Annotated in this window: 21 protein-coding genes; 13 read left to right on the top strand and 8 right to left on the bottom strand. The window is 62.4% G+C overall.

Going from position 1 to position 22,926, the window contains the following annotated elements:
* Positions 1-27: 27 nt before the first annotated feature.
* The gene (mrcA, locus tag CKW09_RS22870) at positions 28-2,586 is read right to left on the bottom strand and encodes a peptidoglycan glycosyltransferase/peptidoglycan DD-transpeptidase MrcA (RefSeq protein ID WP_095099660.1); all 2,559 of its coding nucleotides are present in this window, start codon (positions 2,584-2,586) and stop codon (positions 28-30) included.
* A 122-nt stretch (positions 2,587-2,708) separates the two neighbouring features.
* Here mrcA and pilM point away from each other — a divergent pair, with 122 nt between their 5' ends.
* The 12 genes from pilM to trpS all read left to right on the top strand — a co-directional run bounded on the left by pilM (position 2,709) and on the right by trpS (position 12,732).
* The gene (pilM, locus tag CKW09_RS22865; protein WP_061798954.1) at positions 2,709-3,551 is read left to right on the top strand and encodes a pilus assembly protein PilM; all 843 of its coding nucleotides are present in this window, start codon (positions 2,709-2,711) and stop codon (positions 3,549-3,551) included.
* Positions 3,551-4,087: a PilN domain-containing protein gene (locus CKW09_RS22860; protein ID WP_095099654.1), complete on the top strand. Its 537-nt coding sequence runs from the start codon at positions 3,551-3,553 to the stop codon at positions 4,085-4,087. The genes pilM and CKW09_RS22860 overlap by 1 nt, the downstream gene beginning before the upstream one ends.
* Positions 4,080-4,589 (top strand): hypothetical protein, encoded by a 510-nt coding sequence (locus CKW09_RS22855; protein WP_095099651.1) that lies wholly within the window; start codon positions 4,080-4,082, stop codon positions 4,587-4,589. Before CKW09_RS22860 ends, CKW09_RS22855 begins: the two co-directional genes overlap by 8 nt.
* Positions 4,582-4,929 (top strand): DNA utilization family protein, encoded by a 348-nt coding sequence (locus CKW09_RS22850; protein WP_095099647.1) that lies wholly within the window; start codon positions 4,582-4,584, stop codon positions 4,927-4,929. The genes CKW09_RS22855 and CKW09_RS22850 overlap by 8 nt, the downstream gene beginning before the upstream one ends.
* 9 nt (positions 4,930-4,938) lie before the next feature.
* Positions 4,939-6,183 carry a DNA uptake porin HofQ gene (gene hofQ / locus CKW09_RS22845; RefSeq protein WP_095099644.1) on the top strand — a complete coding sequence of 415 codons (1,245 nt, stop codon included), beginning with the start codon at positions 4,939-4,941 and terminating at the stop codon, positions 6,181-6,183.
* Between the two features lie 351 nt (positions 6,184-6,534).
* A complete protein-coding gene (aroK, locus tag CKW09_RS22840) occupies positions 6,535-7,056 on the top strand; it encodes a shikimate kinase AroK (protein WP_004391482.1) in 522 nt (173 codons plus the stop codon).
* Between the two features lie 97 nt (positions 7,057-7,153).
* Positions 7,154-8,251, top strand: coding sequence for a 3-dehydroquinate synthase (gene aroB, locus CKW09_RS22835; protein ID WP_095099641.1), 1,098 nt, complete (start codon positions 7,154-7,156; stop codon positions 8,249-8,251).
* Between the two features lie 158 nt (positions 8,252-8,409).
* The gene (locus CKW09_RS22830; RefSeq protein ID WP_061798948.1) at positions 8,410-9,411 is read left to right on the top strand and encodes an SPOR domain-containing protein; all 1,002 of its coding nucleotides are present in this window, start codon (positions 8,410-8,412) and stop codon (positions 9,409-9,411) included.
* A gap of 84 nt (positions 9,412-9,495) precedes the next feature.
* Entirely contained in the window at positions 9,496-10,308 is an 813-nt protein-coding gene (gene dam / locus CKW09_RS22825; RefSeq protein WP_061798947.1) for an adenine-specific DNA-methyltransferase, read from the top strand.
* Positions 10,309-10,353: 45 nt separating this feature from the next.
* Positions 10,354-11,031: a ribulose-phosphate 3-epimerase gene (rpe, locus tag CKW09_RS22820; protein WP_095099638.1), complete on the top strand. Its 678-nt coding sequence runs from the start codon at positions 10,354-10,356 to the stop codon at positions 11,029-11,031.
* A complete protein-coding gene (locus tag CKW09_RS22815) occupies positions 11,024-11,722 on the top strand; it encodes a phosphoglycolate phosphatase (RefSeq protein WP_061798944.1) in 699 nt (232 codons plus the stop codon). The genes rpe and CKW09_RS22815 overlap by 8 nt, the downstream gene beginning before the upstream one ends.
* A 2-nt stretch (positions 11,723-11,724) precedes the next feature.
* Complete coding sequence (gene trpS / locus CKW09_RS22810) at positions 11,725-12,732, top strand: tryptophan--tRNA ligase (RefSeq protein ID WP_061798943.1); 1,008 nt, start codon at positions 11,725-11,727, stop codon at positions 12,730-12,732.
* Between the two features lie 51 nt (positions 12,733-12,783).
* Here trpS and cysG read toward each other — a convergent pair whose 3' ends face one another.
* Genes cysG through nirB form a run of 3 tightly spaced genes read right to left on the bottom strand, consistent with a single transcriptional unit; the run spans position 12,784 to position 17,086 of the window.
* Positions 12,784-14,187 carry a siroheme synthase CysG gene (gene cysG / locus CKW09_RS22805; RefSeq protein WP_095099633.1) on the bottom strand — a complete coding sequence of 468 codons (1,404 nt, stop codon included), beginning with the start codon at positions 14,185-14,187 and terminating at the stop codon, positions 12,784-12,786.
* A gap of 26 nt (positions 14,188-14,213) precedes the next feature.
* Positions 14,214-14,540 (bottom strand): nitrite reductase small subunit NirD, encoded by a 327-nt coding sequence (gene nirD, locus CKW09_RS22800; protein ID WP_061798940.1) that lies wholly within the window; start codon positions 14,538-14,540, stop codon positions 14,214-14,216.
* Complete coding sequence (gene nirB, locus CKW09_RS22795) at positions 14,537-17,086, bottom strand: nitrite reductase large subunit NirB (protein WP_095099623.1); 2,550 nt, start codon at positions 17,084-17,086, stop codon at positions 14,537-14,539. Before nirB ends, nirD begins: the two co-directional genes overlap by 4 nt.
* 303 nt (positions 17,087-17,389) lie before the next feature.
* Here nirB and CKW09_RS22790 point away from each other — a divergent pair, with 303 nt between their 5' ends.
* Entirely contained in the window at positions 17,390-18,658 is a 1,269-nt protein-coding gene (locus tag CKW09_RS22790; RefSeq protein ID WP_269458462.1) for a cytosine deaminase, read from the top strand.
* 59 nt (positions 18,659-18,717) lie between these two features.
* Here CKW09_RS22790 and tsgA read toward each other — a convergent pair whose 3' ends face one another.
* The 4 genes from tsgA to CKW09_RS22770 form a co-directional block, all read right to left on the bottom strand.
* The gene (gene tsgA / locus CKW09_RS22785) at positions 18,718-19,902 is read right to left on the bottom strand and encodes an MFS transporter TsgA (protein ID WP_061798935.1); all 1,185 of its coding nucleotides are present in this window, start codon (positions 19,900-19,902) and stop codon (positions 18,718-18,720) included.
* A 190-nt stretch (positions 19,903-20,092) separates the two neighbouring features.
* Complete coding sequence (locus CKW09_RS22780; RefSeq protein WP_095100304.1) at positions 20,093-21,073, bottom strand: LacI family DNA-binding transcriptional regulator; 981 nt, start codon at positions 21,071-21,073, stop codon at positions 20,093-20,095.
* Positions 21,074-21,140: 67 nt separating this feature from the next.
* On the bottom strand, positions 21,141-22,451 hold the full coding sequence (locus tag CKW09_RS22775) for a 6-phospho-beta-glucosidase (RefSeq protein WP_061798934.1): 1,311 nt from the start codon (positions 22,449-22,451) through the stop codon (positions 21,141-21,143).
* Entirely contained in the window at positions 22,448-22,786 is a 339-nt protein-coding gene (locus CKW09_RS22770; RefSeq protein WP_061798932.1) for a PTS lactose/cellobiose transporter subunit IIA, read from the bottom strand. The genes CKW09_RS22775 and CKW09_RS22770 overlap by 4 nt, the downstream gene beginning before the upstream one ends.
* Between the last annotated feature and the right edge of the window lie 140 nt (positions 22,787-22,926).

Here is a 22,926-nt window from a genome sequence, read left to right as displayed (position 1 = left end):
GGGCCAGATTTCTCTGGCCCTTGTTGATCAGAACAGCTCGTGGCTTTCGCCGCCGGGGTCCGTCAGCGTGGTGCCGGTATCGCGCGACGGGTAGTCCTTCGGTTGAGTGCCTTCGATGAAGTACTCGGAGCGGCTGCCGCCGCCGCCGCCGGAGAGCTTGCCGCTGCTCTTGTCGATGGTGACGCTGACGATGCCCGGAGGCGGGGTGACTTTCTGCTCCGGAATGCCTTCCAGCGCGCTTTTCATGAAATCATCCCATGCCGGCTGCGCACTCTTGGCGCCGCCTTCACCGCCGGAAATTTGATCCGGAATGGCCCCTGACACCGTAGAACGGCCCAGATCGCGGCGATGGTCATCGAAACCAATCCACACCGAGGTGACGGTATCCGGACCATAGCCGGAGAACCAGGCGTCTTTCGAACTGTTGGTGGTGCCGGTTTTGCCGCCGATATCGCGGCGCTTCAGATCGCGGCCCGCACGCCAGGCGGTGCCCATCCAGCCCGGTTCGCCGTAAATGTTGCTGTTCAGCGCATCGTGGATCAGGAACGCCAGCGGCGTGCTGATGACGTGCGGCGCATACTGCTGATCGCCGTCCTGCTGCACCTGAGCCGGGGTCACCTGCTGCAGTTGCGGCATCGGCACGTTGCCGTTATTGCCTTCCTGCGAGGTGGCGACGTTCTCGACGTTATCGTCGGAAAGCTCCGCCGCACGGTGGGTATCGCCGTAAATCACCGGCAGGTTGCAGCTGCTGCAGACGATCTTCGGCTTGGTTTCAAATACCGTATTGCCGTTATCGTCTTCGATTTTAGAGATGAAGTACGGATCCACCAGGTAGCCGCCGTTGGCCAACACCGCGTAACCGCGCACCAGCTGCATCGGCGTGAAGGAGGCGGAGCCCAGCGCCAGCGACTCGGTATGCACGATATTCTGCGCCGGGAAGCCGAAGCGCTGCAGGTACTCCGCCGCGTAGTCGACGCCCATTGCACGCATGGCGCGCACCATCACCACGTTCTTCGACTGGCCCAGCCCCTGACGCAGGCGAATCGGCCCGTCATAGGTCGGCGGCGAGTTTTTCGGCCGCCAGTCGGTGCCGGCGCCGGCGTCCCAGCGGGTGATCGGCAGGTCGTTCAGAATGGTGGCCAGCGTTAGGCCCTTGTCCATGGCGGCGGTGTACAGGAAGGGCTTGATGTTCGAACCGACCTGACGCAGCGCCTGGGTGACGCGGTTGAATTTGCTCTGGTTGAAGTCAAAACCGCCGACCAGCGCTTTGACCGCGCCGTCGTTCGGGTTGATCGACACCAGCGCGGAGTTGACGTCCGGCACCTGCGACAGCCCCCAGGCGTCGTTGACCTTACGCACCCACACCTGCTGGCCGGCCTGCACCACGTCGGTGACGCGCTTCGGCGTCGGCCCTTGCTGGGTGTCTGATTTGTAAGGACGGGCCCAGCGCATGCTGGCCATCGGCAGCGCGATATTGCTGCCGTCCGCCAACATCGCCGTGGCCTCTTCGGCATTGGCGGCGGTGATCACCGCCGGTGCCAACGGGCCGTAGTTCGGCAGGTTTTTCAGCGAGTCGACAATCTGTTTTTGATCCCAGGCCGCTTCACCGACTTTCCACAGCACGTTGGACGGGCCGCGGTAGCCGTGGCGCATGTCGTAGGCCAGCACGTTGTTGCGCACCGATTCCTGCGCCGCCTGCTGCAGCCGCTTGGTGACGGTGGTATAGACCTTGTAACCGTCGGTATAGGCGTTGTCGCCGTAGCGCTTGATCATCTCCTGACGCACCATCTCGGAGAGATAAGGGGCGGAGAAGCTGATTTCCGGCGCATGGTAGTTGGCCACCAGATCTTCGGCGCGCGCCTGATCGTACTGTGCCTGGGTGATGTAGTGTTCATCCAGCATGCGCGATAGCACCACGTTGCGACGGGCGACGGCGCGATCGTGCGAGTAGAGCGGGTTGAAGGTGGACGGCGCCTTCGGCAGACCGGCGATGGTCGCCATTTCGCTCAGGGTGAGCTGGCTGACGTCTTTGCCGAAGTAAACCTGCGCGGCGGCGCCCACGCCGTAGGCGCGGTAACCCAGATAGATCTTGTTCAGATACAGTTCAAGGATCTCGTCCTTGGACAGCATCTGCTCGATGCGCACCGCCAGGAAAGCTTCCTTGATTTTGCGCATCAGGGTGCGTTCCGGGCTCAAGAAGAAGTTTCGCGCCAGCTGTTGGGTAATGGTACTCGCCCCCTGAGACGCGTGGCCGGAGACCAGCGCGATAGAGGCGGCGCGGAAGATGCCGACCGGATCGACGCCGTGATGCTCATAGAAGCGGCTGTCTTCGGTGGCGATAAACGCATGCACCATCACCGGCGGGATCTGATTGAGCTTCAGCGGAATGCGGCGCTTCTCGCCGTATTGGGCGATCAGCTCGCCATCGGCGCTGTAAACCTGCATCGGTATCTGCAGCCGCACGTCTTTCAGCGTTGCGACGTCAGGCAGCTGTGGCTCGACATACTTGTACAAGCCAAAAATCGAGGCTGCTCCCAGCACGATGCAACATACTGCAAGGATTAGTAAATACTTTACGAACTTCACCTGAGATTTCCCATTTTCATGTCATTTGGGCAGTTTATAAACAACCGCGCGGTAGTATAAAGGCAAGCCTGCAACATGGATATGTTCTTTTATCATCTGATGTTATGGAGGCTTGGCGAAATATGTTCTCTCAATCATGGCAGGTGGGGCTGGATATACAAAACAACGGCGTGCGCGCCCTGGCGGCTCAGCGCCGCCGCAATGGGTGGCAGCTGCGCCACTGGTGGCAACATCGGCTGCCGCAGGCGGTGCTGCGCGACGGCTGCCTGGAACCTTCCGAATCCCTCATTCAGGCGCTGCGGCAATGGCGCGTCCAGTTACCAAGACATATTTCCTTACGCATTGCCCTGCCCGCGCAACGGGTTTTGCAGCAGCGCATGCCGCAGCCGGACGCGCGGCTGAAAGAGCCGGAGCGCGACGATTATATCAGCCGTCACGGGCTGAAGCAGTTCCCGCTCGCCGGGCAAACGCTGGTGCTCGATTACCGCGCCGCGCCGCCGGATGCGGCGGCATTGCTGCTGACCGCCGCGCGCAGGCTGGAATTGCAACAGTGGCTGCACTGCCTGCGCCAGGCCGATCTGCAGCCGCAGGCGGTCGACATTACGCCCTGCGCGCTGCGGGTGATGGCCACCGCCGCCGGATTGCCCGCCGCCGCGGGATTGTTGCACCGTCTGGAGCACGAATGGCTGTGGGTGGCGCCCGGCGGTGGCGCGTTCGCTTATGGCGCGCTGTCGGCCGGCGAGCCCGATGGCCTGATGCAGGCGCTGCGGGCGCTGCAAGCAGCAGGGGCGCCTCGCGCCGATCTGCCGGTCTGCTACAGTAGCGTGCTGGATGATGCGCCTCCGCCCGGCTGCCTTGCCTGGTCGCCGCTCAGCGCCTTTCGCCAGCTGCGGCCGCCGCTGCCCGCGCAGCCGGCGGCGTTTGTGCTGGCCGGCGGTTTGGCGCTGCGGCAGGAGGATGCGTGATGTATCAGGTCAATCTGCTGCCCTGGCGGGGCCAGCGTCAGCGCCGACGCGGTTTTTTTTGGCTGCGCATGTTGGCGCTGCAGCTGGCGTTGGTGCTGCTGACCGTGGCGCTGGTCTTCAGCTTGCTGCACGGCCGCCAGGCGCAGCGGCAAACTCGCCTCGAAGCGCGCGCCGATCGGTTGGCGGCGCTGACGCAACGCTACCAGCAGGGGCAGCGCCAGCTGGCGCAGCTGGAGCGGCAAAGCGCCAGAGCGGAGCAGCGGGCGCGCAATCGGCAGCATAACCGGCGCTATCTGCAGCTGTTGCAGCAGCTTTCCGCCGCCGTGCCGCCGCCGCTGTGGCTGATCTCGCTGGACGGCAACCTGCAGGAAGGGTTCCAGCTGCGCGGCCTGAGCCGGCATCACGCGGCGATCGCCCAATTTGAGCAGCGGCTGGCGGCGCTGCCGCTGTTGCGCCAGCATCGGCTGGCGGAGGTGGCGCAGCGCCAGGATGGTCTGTTCACCTTCACGCTGACGGCGTGGGGGCGCGATGGATAGCGCCTTTTCTCTCTGGCTGTGGCGCTGGCTGAGTCTGCCGGGCTGGCAGGTTTTGGCGACGCAGTGGCTCGCGCTGAGCCTGCTGGCGCTGGTTGCCGCCGGTTGGCTGCTGCGGGATGAAGGGCAACAGCGGGAACGCGCCTCCGCACAGCGGCAACGCCTTGAACAGCAAATTGAACAGCGCGAGCGGCAGCTGGCGCAGATGCCAACGCAGGAAGCGATGCGTGTGCGCTTGCGGCAGGCGATACACCCGTCTGTCGGGCAGGCGGGGCTGATGGAGGCGCTGCGGCCGACCGACGCCACGCTGCTGCGCTGGCAGCGGCTGGAAAAACCGCCGCGACAGCTCCTGAGTGTGCGCATCGGCTATGCCGGGTTATTGACGCTGTTGACGGCATTGCCCGCCGGCTTGCGCATTGAGCGGCTAAGCATTGAAACGCCGCCGCAGGGCATGAGAGTACGCCTCACGCTGCAAGACGACGCCGAAGAGTACGCCGATGAATAAACGGCGATGGCTGGGGATATGGCTGCTGCTGCCGTGGGTACTGGCGGCGCAGCCGCGCAATCCCTTTATCCCGCTGCCGTTGCCTGACTGCCCGATGGCGGCGGAGTCCCCGGGCGACTGGCGGTTGCTGGGCATTATCGGGCAGCCGGCCTTGCGCTATGGCTGGGTCGTCACGCCGGCGGGGCAATGGTTGCGCCTGCGGCCGCAGCAGACGTTGCTGGCCGGGCGCTGGCGGGTAGCGTGGATAGCGGCTGATGCGCTGACGCTGGCGGCGCTGCCGACGGATCCGGATTGCCCGGTCGCCGGCGACGACGTGCGGCTGATGCTGAACACACCATAGGGAAACAGAATGAAAGGATGCCACTGGCTGGGAATGTCGCTGTGGAGCCTGGCGGCTGCCGCGGCTCCCGCGCAGGATAACCCGCCCATTTCACTGGCGTTTCAGGAGGCGCCGGTCGCGGTGATCCTGCAGGCGTTGGCCGATTACCGTCAGCTGAATGTGATCGTCGCCGCGGGAGTGAGCGGCACTCTGACGCTGCGGTTAGATAACGTCCCCTGGCCGCAGGCGCTGGCGCTGGTATTGCGCATGGGCAAACTGTCGATGACGCGGGAGGGCAATGTGCTGCTGGTCTCTCCCGAGCCTGACGTGCAGGAACAACAGCAGCGCCAGCAGGCTCTGGCGTTGCGGCAGCCGCTGCACAGCCTGACGCTGGCGCTGAAAAACGCCGACGCCGCCGAGGTTGCCGAAACCCTGAACGCGCAGCGCGGCGCGTTGCCCGACGAACGCGGCAGCGTGGTGGCCGACAGGCGCACCAACGCGTTATTGATCCGCGATACCGCGTCGGGATTGGCGTTGCTCAAAAAGCGGGTGGCGGAGATGGACAGGCCGCTGGCGCAGGTGCAGCTGGCGGCGCATATCGTGACCATCAACAGCGAAAGCCTGCGCGATCTTGGCGTGCGCTGGGGGCTGGCGCCGGAGGGGCGGCCGGCGCAGCCGCTGCGGCTGGATAACTTCAGCGTCGATTTGCCGCTGGAGCGCAGCGCGGTGAACGCCGGCTTTCACCTGGCGCGCCTTGGCGGGCGCCTGTTGAGCCTGGAACTGAGCGCGCTGGAGCAGGAAAATCAGGTGGAAATCATCGCCAGCCCGCGCCTGCTGACGGCGCATTTGCAAACCGCGAGCATCAAGCAGGGAACGGAAATTCCTTACGAAGTCTCGAGCGGCGCCAGCGGCGCTACCTCGGTGGAGTTCAGGGAAGCGGTGCTGGGCATGGAGGTGACGCCGAAGGTGTTGCCCGACGGCCGCATTACCCTGACGCTGCACATCAGCCAAAATATGCCGGGGCGCTCGGTCAGTCGGGGGGCGGGAGAAGCGCTGACCATCGATAAGCAGGAGATAAAGACCCAGATCACGGTAAAAGACGGTGAAACCATCGTGTTGGGGGGGATTTTTCAACGGCATAGCGGGCGGGGCGCCGACAAGGTGCCCGGCATCGGCGACGTGCCGCTGCTGGGATCGTTGTTCAAACAGAGCAGCAAACAGCATAAAAGACGCGAGCTGGTGATATTCATCACTCCGACATTGATTAAGGCATGAACAGCCGGCTGTCGCCTTTGCCGTAAATCGCCTAAAGTTGATGTGCAGATACACTTTTTTGTCTCCTTGGGGGCATCTGCGTTTGACGCTGCGGCCGAATTAGCTTACAAGGGTTACCGAATTGAGCACCGAGGTTTTTTTTGTTAGCGCCAAGACGCCGTTAAAAACGTATGGTTTCCCTCCTGCGGCGTGGATTGCGATTTATTCGGTTGCCAAACTACCAAGAGTGTTGAGATAATTTTTCGTCTGATCTCGCACTATCGTTCATGAGGTTTCAGTTTAGGTCCCGCCGCTGATTTGATTGGCGGGGCGGGTTAACATTAACGAATTGTCTTAGTAATACCGAAAAACATGGCAGAGAAACGCAATATCTTTCTGGTTGGGCCTATGGGTGCCGGCAAAAGCACTATTGGCCGTCAGTTAGCTCAGCAACTCAATATGGAGTTCTTCGACTCCGATCAAGAAATTGAGCGACGTACCGGAGCTGACGTGGGCTGGGTATTCGACGTGGAAGGTGAAGAAGGTTTCCGCGATCGTGAAGAAAAAGTCATTAATGAACTGACGGAAAAGCAAGGGATTGTGCTGGCTACCGGTGGCGGTTCGGTGAAGTCGCGCGAAACGCGCAACCGTCTGTCGGCGCGTGGCGTCGTGGTCTATCTGGAAACCACTATCGAGAAGCAATTGGCCCGTACCCAGCGCGACAAAAAGCGTCCGCTGCTGCAGGTTGATTCTCCTCCGCGTGAGGTCCTGGAAGCCCTGGCGAAAGAACGCAATCCGTTGTACGAAGAAATTGCAGATGTGACTATCCGCACCGACGATCAAAGCGCTAAAGTGGTTGCCAACCAGATCATCAACATGCTGGAAAGCAACTGATTGCGGTTTCCGTGTTGGCCACGGGCAAATGCGGAAAGACTGATTGTGTTCCCCGCAGCAGCGGGGATAAACCGCCACATTGAGAACTGAGCGCGACATGGAGAGAATTACCGTAACGCTTGGGGAGCGCAGCTACCCGATTACCATAGCCGCCGGATTGTTTAACGATCCGGCTTCTTTTATGCCGCTGAAAGCCGGTGAGCAGGTGATGCTGGTCACTAACCAGACGCTGGCGCCGATCTATCTGGACCGCGTCCGGAAGGTGCTGGAGCAGGGCGGCGTGATGGTGGATCAGGTGATACTGCCTGATGGCGAACAGTACAAATCCCTTGCCGTACTCGAGCAGGTGTTCTCAGCGCTGCTGGAAAAGCCTCACGGCCGCGATACGACCCTGATCGCGCTCGGCGGCGGCGTTGTCGGTGATCTTACCGGCTTTGCCGCGGCCTGCTATCAGCGCGGCGTGCGCTTCATTCAGGTTCCCACCACGCTGCTGTCGCAGGTGGACTCCTCCGTTGGCGGCAAAACCGCCGTCAATCACCCGCTCGGCAAAAACATGATCGGCGCGTTCTATCAGCCCGCCTCGGTGGTGGTCGATCTGGACTGTCTGCAGACCCTGCCGGCGCGTGAACTCTCCTCTGGCCTGGCTGAAGTGATCAAGTACGGGATCATTCTCGACCGCGACTTCTTCGTCTGGCTGGAAAGCAATATCGATGCGTTGGTGGCGCTGGATATGCAGGCTCTGGCCTACTGCATCCGCCGCTGCTGCGAGCTGAAGGCCGAGGTGGTGGCTGCCGACGAACGCGAAAGCGGTCTGCGCGCGTTGCTTAACCTGGGTCATACATACGGCCATGCGATCGAAGCTGAAATGGGCTATGGTGTATGGCTGCACGGCGAAGCCGTGGCGGCCGGCATGGTGATGGCGGCGGAAACCGCGCGCCGTCTCGGCCAGTTCTCGGCCGACGACATCGCGCGCATCAAAGCGCTGCTGCTGCGCGCCGGCCTGCCGGTCTGCGGGCCGCAGGAAATGACGCCGGAGTCCTATCTGCCGCACATGATGCGCGACAAGAAAGTGCTGGCGGGCGAGCTGCGGTTGGTGCTGCCGACCGCCATCGGTCAGGCGGAAGTCCGCGGCGGCGTGGGGCATGAGCTGGTGTTGGCGTCGATCGCCGCCTGCCTGCCCGTGCAGAACGCCTAACCAAATCGGACGAAGTAACAGTGGCTTAGCCGCCGTTTACATCTATATTAATAATGAGCAAAGCATGACGGGTGTCGCTTTGCCATCATCGGGTTAATCTGCCCGTGCCACGGTAGGTCTACGGTGGTGGGCTTTTGCCTCTAGTTGGAGGGTTTCAGATGGATGAGTTTAAACCGGAAGACGATCTCAGACCTGATAGCAGCGATCGTCGTCCTGCGCGCTCGCGCAAGCCGGCTGCGGCGCCGCGTTTTGCCGTGTCGCGTCAGCATTTGATGATTGGCATCGGCATTTTGGTGCTGCTGCTGCTGATTATCGGCATCGGCTCGGCGCTGAAGGCGCCTACCAAGCATGAAGCGGCGCAGGAAGGCGCGCAAAACGGCGCGGCCAGAGACATCAACCTGTCCGGCTCTTCGTCGCTGACCACCAATAACAACGGTGTGGCGGGCGGCACTACGGATACCAACGACAATAACGGCGTGAGCACCGCGCCTCAGCCGCAACAGCCGCAAAACGTCAGCGTTCCGCCGATCTCCGGCACGCCGACGCAGGCGCAGCCACAGCCTCAGCAGGGCGGCGCGCAGCAGCGTGTCGATCTGCCGGGCAACATGGCGGATGCGCTGTCTTCGCAGCAGGGTCAGGTTGACGCGGCGACTCAGGGCATGACCGGCGCGGCCTCGACATTGCCGACCGCACCGGCCACGGTGATGAACGGCGCAGCGGCGAAAGAAGCCACGCGTCCGATTCAGGGCACCGCGCCGCAGCAGCACAAGACGCCGGCCAAAAAACCGGCGGCGACGCAGCACAAGGCGCCGACCACGGTGTATACGCCGCCGTCTACGCCGTCCTCTTCCGCCAAGGCGGGAGCGGTCAGCAGCAGCGGCAGCGCCGTGCAGTCCGCACCGGCCAGCCACTATACCCTGCAGCTGAGCAGCGCTTCGCGTTCCGATACGCTGAACGCCTACGCCAAACAGCAGAAGCTGCAGAACTACCTGGTGTACGCCACCAAGCGCGACGGCAAACCCTGGTATGTGCTGGTAAGCGGCAACTACGCCTCCTCTGCGGAAGCGAAGCGCGCCATTGCTACGCTGCCGGCGGATGTTCAGGCGAAAAAACCATGGGTCCGACCTGTACGTCAAGTGCAGCAAGATCTTAAAAAATAAATCATTTAAATTTGTGCGCTGATGTGCTGTCTGAAACAGAGTACAATCCGCCGCTCTGAATTGTATAAGTAGCTAACTGACGGCATGAAGAAAAACCGCGCTTTTTTAAAATGGGCTGGTGGAAAATACCCGCTGGTGGACGAGATTCGTCGTCATCTGCCAGCGGGCGACTGCTTAATCGAGCCCTTCGTGGGTGCGGGTTCAGTCTTCCTGAACACGGAATACGACGCCTATATTCTCGCCGACATCAACAGCGATCTTATCAACCTGTATAACATCGTTAAGCTGCGCACGGACGACTTCGTGCGCGATGCCCGCATTCTTTTCACCGATGAATTCAATAACTCAGACCAGTTTTACCTGCTGCGCGAAGAGTTCAATACTAGCGCCGACGCCTATCGCCGCGCGCTGCTGTTTCTGTACCTGAACCGCCACTGCTACAACGGCCTGTGCCGCTACAACCTGCGCGGCGAGTTCAACGTGCCCTTCGGCCGTTACAAGAAACCGTATTTCCCGGAAGAAGAGCTGTACTGGTTTGCTGAAAAATCCCGCAACGCCACTTTCGTCTGCGAGCATTACCGCGATACCATGGCCAAGGCGACGCGCGGCACGGTGGTGTATTGCGATCCGCCTTATGCGCCGCTGTCGGCGACGGCGAATTTTACCGCCTACCACACCAACAGCTTCAGCATTGCCGACCAGCAGAGCCTGGCGCTGATGGCGCACCAGCTTTCGGTGGAAAGCCAGGTGCCGGTGTTGATTTCCAACCACGACACCGAGCTGACGCGCGATTGGTATCAGCACGCTTCGCTGTACGTGGTGAAGGCGCGTCGCACCATCAGCCGCAACATTCTTGGCCGCAGCAAAGTGAACGAGCTTTTGGCGCTGTATCGCTGAGCCGGGATTGCCCCGGCGTATTTACCCTACGTTTGGAGATAGCGGATGAAAAAGTTTTTGATTGCCCCGTCCATTCTGTCGGCAGATTTTGCCCGGTTAGGTGAAGACACCGCCAACGTGTTGGCCGCCGGCGGCGACGTGGTGCACTTCGACGTGATGGACAACCACTACGTTCCCAACCTGACCATCGGCCCGATGGTGTGCGAAGCGCTGCGCAACTATGGCATTACCGCGCCGATCGACGTGCATCTGATGGTGAAACCGGTGGACCGCATCGTGCCGGACTTCGCCAAGGCCGGTGCGAACTACATCTCTTTCCATCCCGAAGCCTCCGAACACGTAGACCGCACCATACAACTGATCAAAGAGCACGGCTGCAAGGCCGGCCTGGTGTTCAACCCGGCTACGCCGCTGAGCTACCTCGATTACGTGATGGATAAAATCGACGTGATCCTGCTGATGTCGGTTAACCCGGGCTTCGGCGGCCAGTCGTTTATCCACGGCACGCTGGACAAGCTGCGTCAGGTGCGCAAGCTGATCGATGAAAGCGGCCGCGACATCCGGCTGGAAGTCGACGGCGGGGTGAAGGTGGATAACATCGCCGAGATCGCCGCCGCGGGCGCCGATATGTTCGTCGCCGGCTCGGCCATCTTCGGCAAACCGGACTACCGCAAGGTGATCGATGAAATGCGCGGCGAGCTGGCGAAGGTGACCCATGGCTGATTTCGGCGCGATCCGCGGCCTGGCTTTCGATCTGGACGGCACGCTGGTGGACAGCGCGCCGGGTCTGGCGGCCGCCATCGACCTGGCGCTGGCTGAAATGGGCCTGCCGCAGGCGGGCGAAGCCCGAGTCGGCACCTGGATCGGCAACGGCGCCGACGTGCTGGTGCAGCGCGCGCTGCGCTGGGCCGAGGTGGACGCCGCGCCGGAACACTGCAGCCGACTGCGTGCGCGTTTCGATCATTTCTATGCGCAAACCGTCGACGGCGGCAGCCGCCTGTTCCCGCAGGTGCAAGAGACGCTGGCTCGCCTGGCCGCGCAGGGCTATCCGATGGCGCTGGTGACCAACAAGCCGACGCCGTTTGTCGCGCCGTTGCTGGCCGCGCTCGGCATCGGCCGGCATTTCTCGCTGGTGATCGGCGGCGATGACGTGACGGAAAAGAAACCGCATCCGGCGCCGCTGTATCTGGTGCTCGGCAAGCTTGGCCTGCGCGCCAATGAGCTGCTGTTCATCGGCGATTCGCGCAATGATATTCAGGCCGCGCAGGCGGCCGGCTGCCCCAGCGTCGGCTTTACCTACGGTTATAACTACGGCGAGTCGATCGCCCTGAGCCACCCCGACCGCGTGTTGGAGCGCTTCGCCGATTTGTTGCCCGCTCTTGGGCTGTCATCTTTAGAGAATCAGGAAATTTAAACATGAGTAAGCCCATCGTATTTAGCGGCGCGCAGCCGTCCGGCGAACTGACCATCGGCAACTACATGGGTGCGCTGCGTCAGTGGGTTCAGATGCAGGACGACTACGACTGCATTTATTGCATCGTCGATCTGCACGCCATCACCGTGCGTCAGGACGCGGAAAAGCTGCGCAAGGCCACGCTGGATACGCTGGCGCTGTACCTGGCCTGCGGCATCGATCCGGAAAAAAGCACCATCTTCGTGCAGTCGCACGTGCCGGAACATACCCAACTGAGCTGGGTGCTGAACTGCTATACCTACTTCGGCGAGCTGAGCCGCATGACCCAGTTCAAGGATAAATCCGCGCGCTACGCGGAGAACATCAACGCCGGCCTGTTCAGCTACCCGGTGCTGATGGCGGCGGACATCCTGCTGTATCAAACCAACCAGGTGCCGGTCGGCGAAGACCAAAAGCAGCATCTGGAGCTGAGCCGCGACGTGGGCCAGCGTTTCAATGCGCTGTACGGCGAGGTGTTCAAGGTGCCTGAGCCGTTCATTCCCAAGTCCGGCGCGCGCGTGATGTCGTTGCAGGAACCGACCAAGAAGATGTCCAAGTCGGACGACAACCGCAACAACGTGATTGGCCTGCTGGAAGATCCGAAAGCGGTCACCAAGAAGATCAAGCGTGCGATGACCGACTCCGAAGAGCCGCCGGTGGTGCGCTACGACGTGGTCAACAAGGCGGGCGTCTCCAACCTGCTGGATATCCTCGCCGGCGTGACCGGCAAGAGCATCGCGCAGCTGGAAGCCGAGTTTGCAGGCCAGATGTACGGCCACCTGAAGGGCGCGGTGGCCGAAGCCGTGTCCGGCATGCTGGGCGAGCTGCAGGAGCGTTACCATCGCTTCCGCAACGACGAAGCCTACCTGCAGCAGGTGATGCGCGACGGCGCCGCCAAGGCGCGCGCGCGCGCGCAGGAAACCCTGGCGAAGGTCTATCAGGCCGTCGGTTTTGTGCCGCCGCCGCAATAATGGCGGACAAGCGAAAAAAGCGGCCAATGGCCGCTTTTTTTTAACTCTGCCTCAGGCTTGCCGGGCGAGATTTTCCGCCGTTTCCTCGCCGGAAAACCAGTTGAGCTTGCGCCGCAGGCCGACCACGCTGCCGACGATGATTAAACTCGGGCTGGCGGCCCGCTGCGCCAGAGCGGCCAACTGACGCAGTTCCCCCTCGATCACCCTCTGGCGGCATGACGTGCCGTTTTCCACCAGCGCCACCGGCGTGGTGGCCGCCAGACCGTGGGCGATCAGCTGGCGCTGGATTTCCGCCGCCTGCGACAGCCCCATATAGAACACCAGCGTTTGCTGCCCGGCGGCCAGCGGCGCCCAGTCCAGCCCGCCGTCGGCCCGGGCGTGGCCGGTGACCAGCCGCACGCTTTGCGCGTGGTCGCGGTGGGTGAGCGGGATGCCGCCGTAGGCCGCACAGCCGGAGGCGGCGGTGATGCCCGGCACCACCGAGAACGGAACACCGGCGTCCGCCAGCGTTTCCAGCTCTTCGCCGCCGCGGCCGAAGATAAAGGGATCGCCGCCTTTCAGCCGCACCACGCGCCTGCCTTGCAGCGCCTGCTGCAGCAGGATTTGGTTGATCTGCTCCTGCGGCACGCAGTGGTGGCCGGCGCGTTTGCCGACGAAAATGCGTTCGGCGTCGCGGCGCACCAGCGCCATGACGTCGTCCGACACCAGCCTGTCGTAAACCACCACGTCGGCCTGCTGGATCTGCTGCAGGCCCTTCAGCGTCAACAGGCCGGCGTCGCCGGGGCCGGCGCCGACCAGCACCACTTCGCCCCGATCTGCCGGCTGCTCGCTGAACAGCCGTTCCAACTGGCGTTCGGCCTGCGCATCGTCGTTGTTGGCCAGCGACTGCGCCAAGCGATGGTGGGCGAACAGCCGCTCCCAGAAGCGCCGACGCGCACCGGCGCCGGCAAAGCGCCGTTTTACCCGCTGGCGCAGCGCGCCGCCCAGCTGCGCCAGCTTGCCGAGGTGCTGCGGCAACGCCGCTTCCAGCTTCTCGCGCAGCAGGCGGGCCAGCACCGGTGCTTTACCGCCGGACGAGACCGCCACCATGATCGGCGAGCGGTCGATGATCGACGGCATGATAAAGCTGGCGCGCTTCGGATCATCCACCACGTTGCAGAACACCCGCTGCCGGTTGGCACACTGATACACCCGCGCGTTGACCTCCAGCCGATCGGTCGCGGCGATCGCCAGCCATTTTTCCGCCAGCAACGCCGGGGTGAATTCGCCCTCGACCAGCGTCAGTCGGCCCTCATCGGCCCACCGCCGGAACTGCGGGCTGAACTCGCAGGCATTGACGGTCAGCGCCGCCCCGGCGTCGAGCAGCAGGCGCGCCTTGCGTTCGGCGACTTCTCCGCCGCCGACCAACAGGCAGGCCTTGTGTTGCAACCGGCAAAAAATCGGCAGGTAATCCATCGGCGATCCTCGGAACGTTGTGGGGGTCAGGCGGCTATCTGCACCAGGCCGTCGACCACCCGGCTGGTGAAACTCGCGATGGAATGCGCGCCGTCTTCCAGGCAGTGACCGTCGTTCAGGCGAAAATGCTGTTTCTTCAGCGGGCTGGCGATCCACAGCTCGCCCTGATGTTCGGCGATCAGGCCGCGAGACAAGACGCTGGCCTGGGCGAAGGGGTCGATATTGCTGATGGCGAACACCCGCTCATCGGCATAGGGGCGGAACACCGCCACCTGGCGATCGCCAATCAGGGCGCACACGCCGGTGCCGGGCAGGATATCGGCGACGGGACAAACGGTAATCCACTGGCTCATGCGGGGTTCTCCTCGGTGTCGAGCAGGGTAACGGGAATGCGCTCGTCAGGGCGCGCCGGGCGATGCTGCTCGCGCTCGGTCACCACCTGGACGTTCGGGTCGCGCAGCGGGCTGTTGATAAAGTGGGCGAAACGCCGCTGCGTTTCCGGGTGTTCGAGGGTCTCTCGCCACTCGCAGACCACCGCGTCGCGCAGGCGGGCGATCTCGGTCTCCAGCTGGTCGTTGATGCCGAGCTTGTCGTCGACGATCACCTTGCGCAGGTAATCGATGCCGCCTTCCAGGCTTTCCAGCCACACCGAGGTGCGCTGCAGCTTATCGGCGGTGCGGATATAGAACATCATAAAGCGGTCGAGGTAGCGCACCAGCGTGTCGCCGTCGAGGTCGGCGGCCAGCAGATCGGCGTGGCGCGGTTTCATGCCGCCGTTGCCGCAGACGTACAGGTTCCAGCCGTTCTCGGTGGCGATGATGCCGACGTCCTTGCCCTGCGCCTCGGCGCATTCGCGGGTGCAGCCCGAGACGCCGAACTTCATTTTGTGCGGGGTGCGGATGCCTTTGTAGCGGTGCTCCAGCGTAACGCCGAAGCCGACGCTGTCGCCGACGCCGTAGCGGCACCAGGTGCTGCCCACGCAGGTTTTCGCCATGCGCAGCGCCTTGGCGTAGGCGTGGCCGGTTTCGAAGCCGGCGGCCAGCAGCCTGCTCCAGATGGCCGGCAGGTCGTCTTTTTGCGCGCCGAACATGCCGATGCGCTGCGAGCCGGTCATCTTGGTGTAGAGGTTGTACTCTTTGGCGATGCGGCCGATGGCCAGCAACCCGTCCGGGGTGATTTCGCCGCCGGCCGAACGCGGGATCACCGAGTAGGTGCCGTCTTTCTGGATGTTGCCGAGGAAGTTGTCGTTGGTGTCCTGCAGCGGCGTATGCTGCGGCTTCAGGATATACTCGTTCCAACATGAGGCCAGCAGCGAGCCGACGGTCGGCTTGCACACTTCGCAGCCGTAGCCCTGGCCGTATTTGGCCAGCAGTTGGTCGAAGGACTTGATGCCCTCGACGCGGATCAGGTGATACAGCTCCTGGCGCGAGTAGGCGAAGTGTTCGCACAGGTGGTGGTTGACCTCGATGCCCTGTTTGCTCAATTCGGCGTTCAGCACCTGGGTGATCAGCGGAATGCAGCCGCCGCAGCCGGTGCCGGCCTTGGTTTCGGCCTTGAGCGCCGCCACCGTGTGGCAGCCCATGTTGACCGCCTTGATGATGTCGCCTTTGCTGACGTCGAAGCAGGAGCAAATCTGCGCGCTTTCCGGCAGCGAGTCCACGCCGATCGCCGGCTTGCTGCCGGCGTGCGCCGGCAGGATCAGCCCATCCGGGTTCTCCGGCAGCGCGATGCCGTTCAACGCCAGCTGCAGCAGGTTGCCGTAGTCGCTGGTATCGCCCACCAGCACCGCGCCGAGCAGGGTTTTGCTGTCGGCGCTGACCCAGATGCGTTTATAGACTTCTTTGCTTTCATCCAGATACACGTAGCTGCGCGCGCCTTCGGTGCGGCCGTGGGCATCGCCGATGCCGCCTACGTCAACGCCCAGCAGCTTCAGCTTGGCGCTCATGTCCGCGCCCCGGAAAGCGTTTTCTCGGCCCAGCAGATGGTCGGCCGCCACCTGCGCCATTTTGTAGCCGGGCGCCACCAGGCCGAAGGTGCGCTCGCGCCAGGAGGCGCATTCGCCGATGGCGTAAACGTCCGGATCCGAGGTCTGGCAGCTGTCGTTGATGACAATGCCGCCGCGGCGAGCGGTGGCCAGCCCGCACTGGTGCGCCAGTTTGTCCTGGGCGCGGATGCCGGTGGAGAACACGATGAAGTCGACTTCCAGCGCGCTGCCGTCGGCGAACTGCATGGTTTTGCGCGCGGTGGTGCCGCCGTTGACGATCTCTTGGGTATTTTTACCGGTATGCACCTTAACGCCCATGCGTTCGATCTTGCGGCGCAGCTGGTCGCCGCCCATCGGATCGAGCTGCTCGGCCATCAGCACCGGGGCGAATTCGATCACGTGGGTTTCCACCCCCAGGCTTTTCAGCGCGCCGGCGGCTTCCAACCCCAGCAGACCGCCGCCGACCACCGCGCCGCGTTTGCTGCGGCGCGCGCAGGCTTCGATGGCGTTCAGATCTTCGATGGTGCGGTAAACGAAGCAGTCCTGGCTGTCCGAGCCTTTAATCGGCGGGATCCACGGATAGGAACCGGTGGCCATGATCAGCTTGTCGTAGTAGAGAGTGCGCCCGGTGTTGGAATGAATGACTTTCTCACCGCGGTTGATGGTAATGGCGCGTTCGCCGACCAGCACCTTCACGCCCTGTTTTTCGTAAAAGCCTTCGCGCACCAGCGACAGCTCTTCGGCGGTGTGGTGGGAGAAGTACGAAGACAGGTGAACGCGGTCGTAGGCGATGCGCGGCTCTTCACAGAACACCGTGATCTCGAACTGGTCCCGGTCTGCTTTCTCCAGCAGATCTTCGATAAACCGGTGGCCGACCATGCCGTTGCCGATGACGGCAAGTTTGACTCTGCTCATTATTGCCTCAAAATTCTGATTTCCTAGGCTTACCTTATTCCTCCCGGCGGGCAATTTATTGATGCAAATCAAGCCGGCCCTCATATACCCCTTATGTGGTATGCCAATGATTTTTCTATCTATTTGTTAAGTTGCGGATTTTATTCACCTTTAGCTGAAACGTGACAGTGACCGGATCATTTGCCTCTCGGGGAGTAGGGCGCGGGCGCACTCTCGCAATCGGCTTTTGTCAGCCCAATCCGCTGGCAGTATGATGAAGAAAACCAGCCGCAACAGCAGAGGTGAAGGGTGGCCAAGAGTCCATTGAAGTTTATCGACAACCTGCGTTTGAGCGGGCATGAAGGGCTGTGGCAGCTTGCCATCGAACAGGGGCGCATCGCTCATATCGTGCCGCAGCCGGAAGGGCAGGAATGGCGCACTGACGCGCTGGACGCGCAGGGCGGGCTGGCGCTGCCGGCCTTTGTCGAGCCGCATATCCACCTGGACACCACCCAGACCGCCGGTCAGCCGGCCTGGAATCAGTCCGGCACGCTGTTTGAAGGCATCGAACGCTGGGCCGAGCGCAAGGCGTCGCTGACCCACGAGGACGTCAAGCAGCGCGCCTGGCAGACGCTGAAGTGGCAGATAGCCAACGGCGTGCAATACGTGCGCACCCACGTGGACGTTTCCGATCCCACCCTGACCGCGCTGCGCGCCATGCTGGAGGTGAAGCTGGAGGCGGCGCCCTGGGTGACGCTGCAGATCGTCGCCTTCCCGCAGGAGGGCATTTTGTCCTATCCCGACGGTGAAGCGCTGCTGGAAGAGGCGTTGCGGCTCGGCGCCGACGTGGTGGGGGCCATTCCGCACTTCGAGTTTACCCGCGAGTATGGCGTGGAATCGCTGCACAAGGCGTTCGCGCTGGCGCAGAAGTACGATCGGCTGGTGGACGTGCACTGCGACGAGATTGACGACGAACAGTCGCGCTTTGTCGAAACGGTGGCGGCGCTGGCGCTGAAGCTGGAGATGGGGGCCAAAGTGACCGCCAGCCACACCACGGCGATGCACTCTTACAACGGCGCCTACGCTTCGCGGCTGTTCCGCCTGCTGAAGATGTCCGGCATCAACTTTGTCGCCAATCCGCTGGTGAACATTCACCTGCAGGGGCGCTTCGACAGCTATCCGAAACGGCGCGGCATCACGCGGGTGAAGGAGATGCTGGAGGCGGAGATCAACGTCTGCTTCGGCCACGACGACGTGTTCGATCCCTGGTACCCGTTGGGCACCGCCAACATGCTGCAGGTGCTGCATATGGGGCTGCACGTCTGCCAGCTGATGGGCTATGGCCAAATCGACGACGGGCTGAAGCTGATCACCAGCCACAGCGCGCGCACCCTGCACCTGAGCGATTACGGTCTGGCGGCGGGCAACAGCGCCAACCTGGTGATCCTGCCGGCGGAAAGCGGTTTTGATGCGGTGCGGCGGCAAACGCCGGTGCGCTATTCGATCCGGCAGGGGGCGATCATCGCCGAAACCCAACCGGCGGAAACCACGCTGTATCTGCAGCAGGATGAGAAAGTGGATTTCAGGCGCTAAGCGCCGCGACATAAAAAAGGGCGCCTCAGGGGCGCCCTTGTTGCATCACAGTCGGCCGATCAATGCGTAACGTGGCCGTGGCTGCGGTGCTTGGTCACGAAGCCCAGCAGCAAGCACATCACGAACACCGCCAGGTACAGGCCGTTGGCGGTGGTCAGCGCGGCGTGCGCGCCGCCTTTAGCGACGATCGGGCCGGTGACCACGAAGGTCAGCATGGTGCCGATGGTACCGCAGGTCAGGATGAAGTTGACCAGCTTCGGCGAAGACACCTTGGTCTGCAGCGAGCCCAGGGTGATCAGGGTGGTGTAGATGGCGCTGGAGACGAAGCCCAGCGCCATGATGTAGTAGCCCAGATGCTGCGGGTTATCGGTGCTGACGAACAGGTACATCGCGCCGGTAGCCAACGCGGCCAGCACGGTGACGATGCGCTGCAGGTCGAAGAAGCGCAGGATAAAGCTGAACACCCACATGCCGACCATGTACGAGGTCCAGAAGTCGCTCACCAGCTTGCCGGCCTGGCTGATGTCCATGCCGAACGACTTGGTGGCGTATTCCGGCACCCACTGAATGAAGCCCAGCTGGCCGAGGATGTAGCACAGCGCGGCGACCGACAGGAACAGCACGCCGATGCCCCATTTTTCTTTGGCGACGGGCTGGCCGGCATCGGCGCCTTTTTTGCCCAGCACCGGGAACTCGGAGCACAGGGTCAGTACGAAGATGCCGACGTACAGCAGGCCGATGCAGGCGTAGACCCAGTACCAGCCGATGTGGCGCGCCAGCAGCATGGCGGCGACGATCGGGAAGATCATGCCGGCCATGCTGAAGAAGGAGTCGGTGAACAACAGGCGCGAACCGCGCTGGCGGCCGGCATACATATGGGTGATCAGGAAGGTGCCGATCGACATGGTGATGCCGCTGACCACGCCGAGAATAAACATGCACAGCGAGAACATGGTCAGGCTTTTGCCGAGCATCAGTCCGGCCACCGCCAGCACCATCAGCACAAAGCCGAAGATCAGCTGGCGCTTCAGCGGGATGATTTCCATCAGCCAGGCGTTGAGGAAAATCGAAATCAAAATGCCGGCGTTGAGAAAGGTAAAGGTATTGCTCATGCTGGAAACCGGCAGATTAAAGTACTCTGCAATGTTTCCCATCACCATCCCTGTGACGATCACTAAAGCACCGGTCAGCGCATAAGAAAAGAAGCTGATCCAGGTAAGCCGTATGCGGTTACTGTCATTCATTGTATAGGCCTGATTATGTCTGTTAGAAGTGTTAAAACTGGCATAAGGCCGCTGGCTTTTCCTGGCAAAGCAGAAAAAAGTCCCGATCAGGCCACCAGGGAGCGGATCCTAGCACAGACCACGGGAGTTTTTGTGATGGCTGTCGATTTTTTGATGCAATCAATGAATAGTTGTGAATTGTTTTTGTGATCTATTTGCGCACCGTCACGATCGAATCGCGGCTGACGATCGCCGGCTCGAAGCGATGAGCCGGGGTGGCCGGGTCGATCAGGCGCCGCGCCGCGTACTGCGCCATTTCGCCGATCGGAAAGTGCACGCTGGTCAGCGCCGGGCGGACAAAGGGCGCGCGCTCGCCGCTGTCGTAGCAGATCAGCGAGATGTCCTGCGGCACCCGCAGCTGATGCTCATTGATCGCCAGCAGCGCGCCGATGGCCATTTCTTCGTTGCAGCAATAAATGGCGGTCGGGGCGGTTTCCTGCAGCAGCAGCCGATCGGCGCAGCGATAGCCGCTCTCCAGATCGTAAACGCCTTCCAGGCAGGCCAGCGGCTTGATGCGCGCCGCCTGCATCGCCTCCTCAAAACCCTGCAGCCGCAGCCGGCTGGAAGGGCGTTCGCGCGGGCCGCTGATGCAGGCGATGCGCCGGTGGCCGGCGTCGAGCAGCCGTTGCGTCGCCATGCGGCTGGCGTGCGGATGGTCGAAAGTCACGCAGCGATCTTCCAGGCCGGGCACCAGACGATCGAGCAACACAAAGTGACGCTGCTCGGCGGCCAGTTGGCGCAATTGGTTGTCGCTGAGAAAACGCACGTGCAGGATCACGCCGTCGCAGCGCAGGCTGAACAGCCGCTGGATAGCCTGCCATTCGTTCTCGGCGCTGTTGCGGCCCTGGGTGACCAGCAGCTGTTTGCCGTGGGATTCGGCTTCGGTTTGCACAAAGTCCATCAGCGCGCCGAAGAAGCCGCCGCGGTAGGAGGTGGTGACCAGGCCCAGCGTATTGCTGTGGCTGGAGGCCAGCGCCCGGGCGGCCGGATTCGGGGTATAACCGAGCTGGGCGACCGCGCGTTCAACCTTCTCGCGGGTCGGCGCCTTGACGTTGCTGTCGCCATTCACCACGCGTGACACGGTGGCGCGGGATACGCCCGCCAATGCTGCGACATCTTCCAGTGTCACCATCATCCGACTCCTGATTACGACAAAAATGGGTTCGGCGAACCGAACCCCGGCATGCTGCCCCTAACGGCTATCGGTTAAACTGCGGCAGGTAAGGCTGGTTTACCGTCAGCACCTCCTCCAGCAGCGGCTGCGCCACGTTGGCGTTGGCCACCAGCGGATTGGTGATCAGCGCCAGCAGGCCGCTGCGGCGATCGCCGTGCACCGCGGCCTCGATGGTCAGACGCTCGTAGGCTTTCACCTGTTGGGTCAGCGCATGCATCGCATCCGGCAGTTGGCCGAAGGTCAGCGGGTGCGCGCCCTGCGCGTCGACGATACAGTTGATTTCTATCACAGCGTCGTCCGGCAAACCACGAATAGCGCCACGATTTGCGGTATTGACCACCAACTGCGCGCCGAGATTATTATGGATGGCGCGGATAAGCTCCAGCGCCACTTCCGAATAATACGAGCCGCCGCGGAAGCCGAGCTGCTCCGGCTTGCTGTCCAGATGCGGATCGGCGTACAGCTCGAACAGTTCCTTTTCCACCCGCATCACCTGCTCGGCGCGGGTGCCGCGCTCGGCGGCGGCGGCCACTTCTTCGGCCAGCATCTCTTTCGTCTGGTAGAAATAGCGGTGATACGGGCAAGGAATGGCGCCGACCGCCCGCAGGAAGTCCGGTTGCCACGGCTCTTCCTTGATGTTGTTCATGGTCAGGGCCGCGCCGTCGCACAGCATGTCGATCACCTCGCCGGTGACGTCGCGGCCGTGTTGCGTCACCCGATGCACCCATACCATATGGTTCAGGCCGGCGAACTGCAGCTGCACGTCCTCATAGGGGGTTTGCAGCATGTTGGCGATCATGTGATGCATGCTGATCGGCACGTTGCACAGGCCGATGATCTTCGCCTTGGTGTAGCGAGAAACCGCTTCGGTCACGATGCCGGCCGGGTTGGTGAAGTTGATGATCCAGGCGTCCGGCGCCAGTTTTTCCACCCGGCGGGCGATGTCCAGCATCACCGGGATGGTGCGCAGCGCCTTGGCGAAGCCGCCGACGCCGGTGGTCTCCTGGCCGATCAGATGGTATTTCAGCCCCAGCCGTTCGTCGGCGGCGCGCGCCGGCAGCTGCCCGACGCGAAATTGGGTCAGCACGAAGCCGGCGTCGCGGATCGCTTCGTCCAGCGCGAAGTGCACGCTGACCTTCACCTGCTCCAGGCCGTGGCGCGCCAGCATGCGGCGGGTCAGGGCGGCGATGATCTCCACCTTGCCGCGGCCCGGCTCTACGTCCACCAGCGCCAGTTCGGTCACCGGCAGCTCTTCGATACGCTGGATCAGGCCGTCGACCAGTTCGGGGGTATAGCTGCTGCCGCCGCCGATTACGGCGATTTTCAATGAGCTCATGCGCGGGTCTCCATCTGTGCCTGGCGGCGGTAAAGTTCGATCATGTCGCCGGCCAGATCCTGGATCACCATGGCGTTCATCAGGTGGTCTTGCGCATGTACGGTGATCAGCGTGATCGCCAGCTTGCCGCAGCCCTCATCCAGGCCGATCAGTTCGGTCTGGATCAGGTGCGCCTTTTTCACCCAGGCCTTGGACTCGGCCATCTGTTCGGCCGCGGCGGAAAAATCTCCGGCGCGCGCCTGCTGCAGCGCCATCAGCGCACTGCTGCGCGCGCTGCCGGAGAACACCAGCAGTTCCATGATGGTGCTTTCAAAATCGGCGCTGATTTCAGTCATCAATTCACTCACATTATTTCTCCAGTCATTGCGCGGCGAAGCCGCCGGCGGATGGTCTTCGCATCGGCGCCCAAAAATGAGAGCGCTCTCATTTATCTAGAATAACCGCAATGGCGCAGCAAAACGGGAGTTGCGTCGCA

The sequence above is a fragment of the Serratia ficaria genome, assembly GCF_900187015.1.
In the GTDB taxonomy this organism is placed as follows: Bacteria; Pseudomonadota; Gammaproteobacteria; order Enterobacterales; family Enterobacteriaceae; genus Serratia; species Serratia ficaria.
The sequence above is the reverse complement of the archived record's forward strand: the minus strand, read 5'-3'. Positions and strand labels throughout refer to the sequence as shown.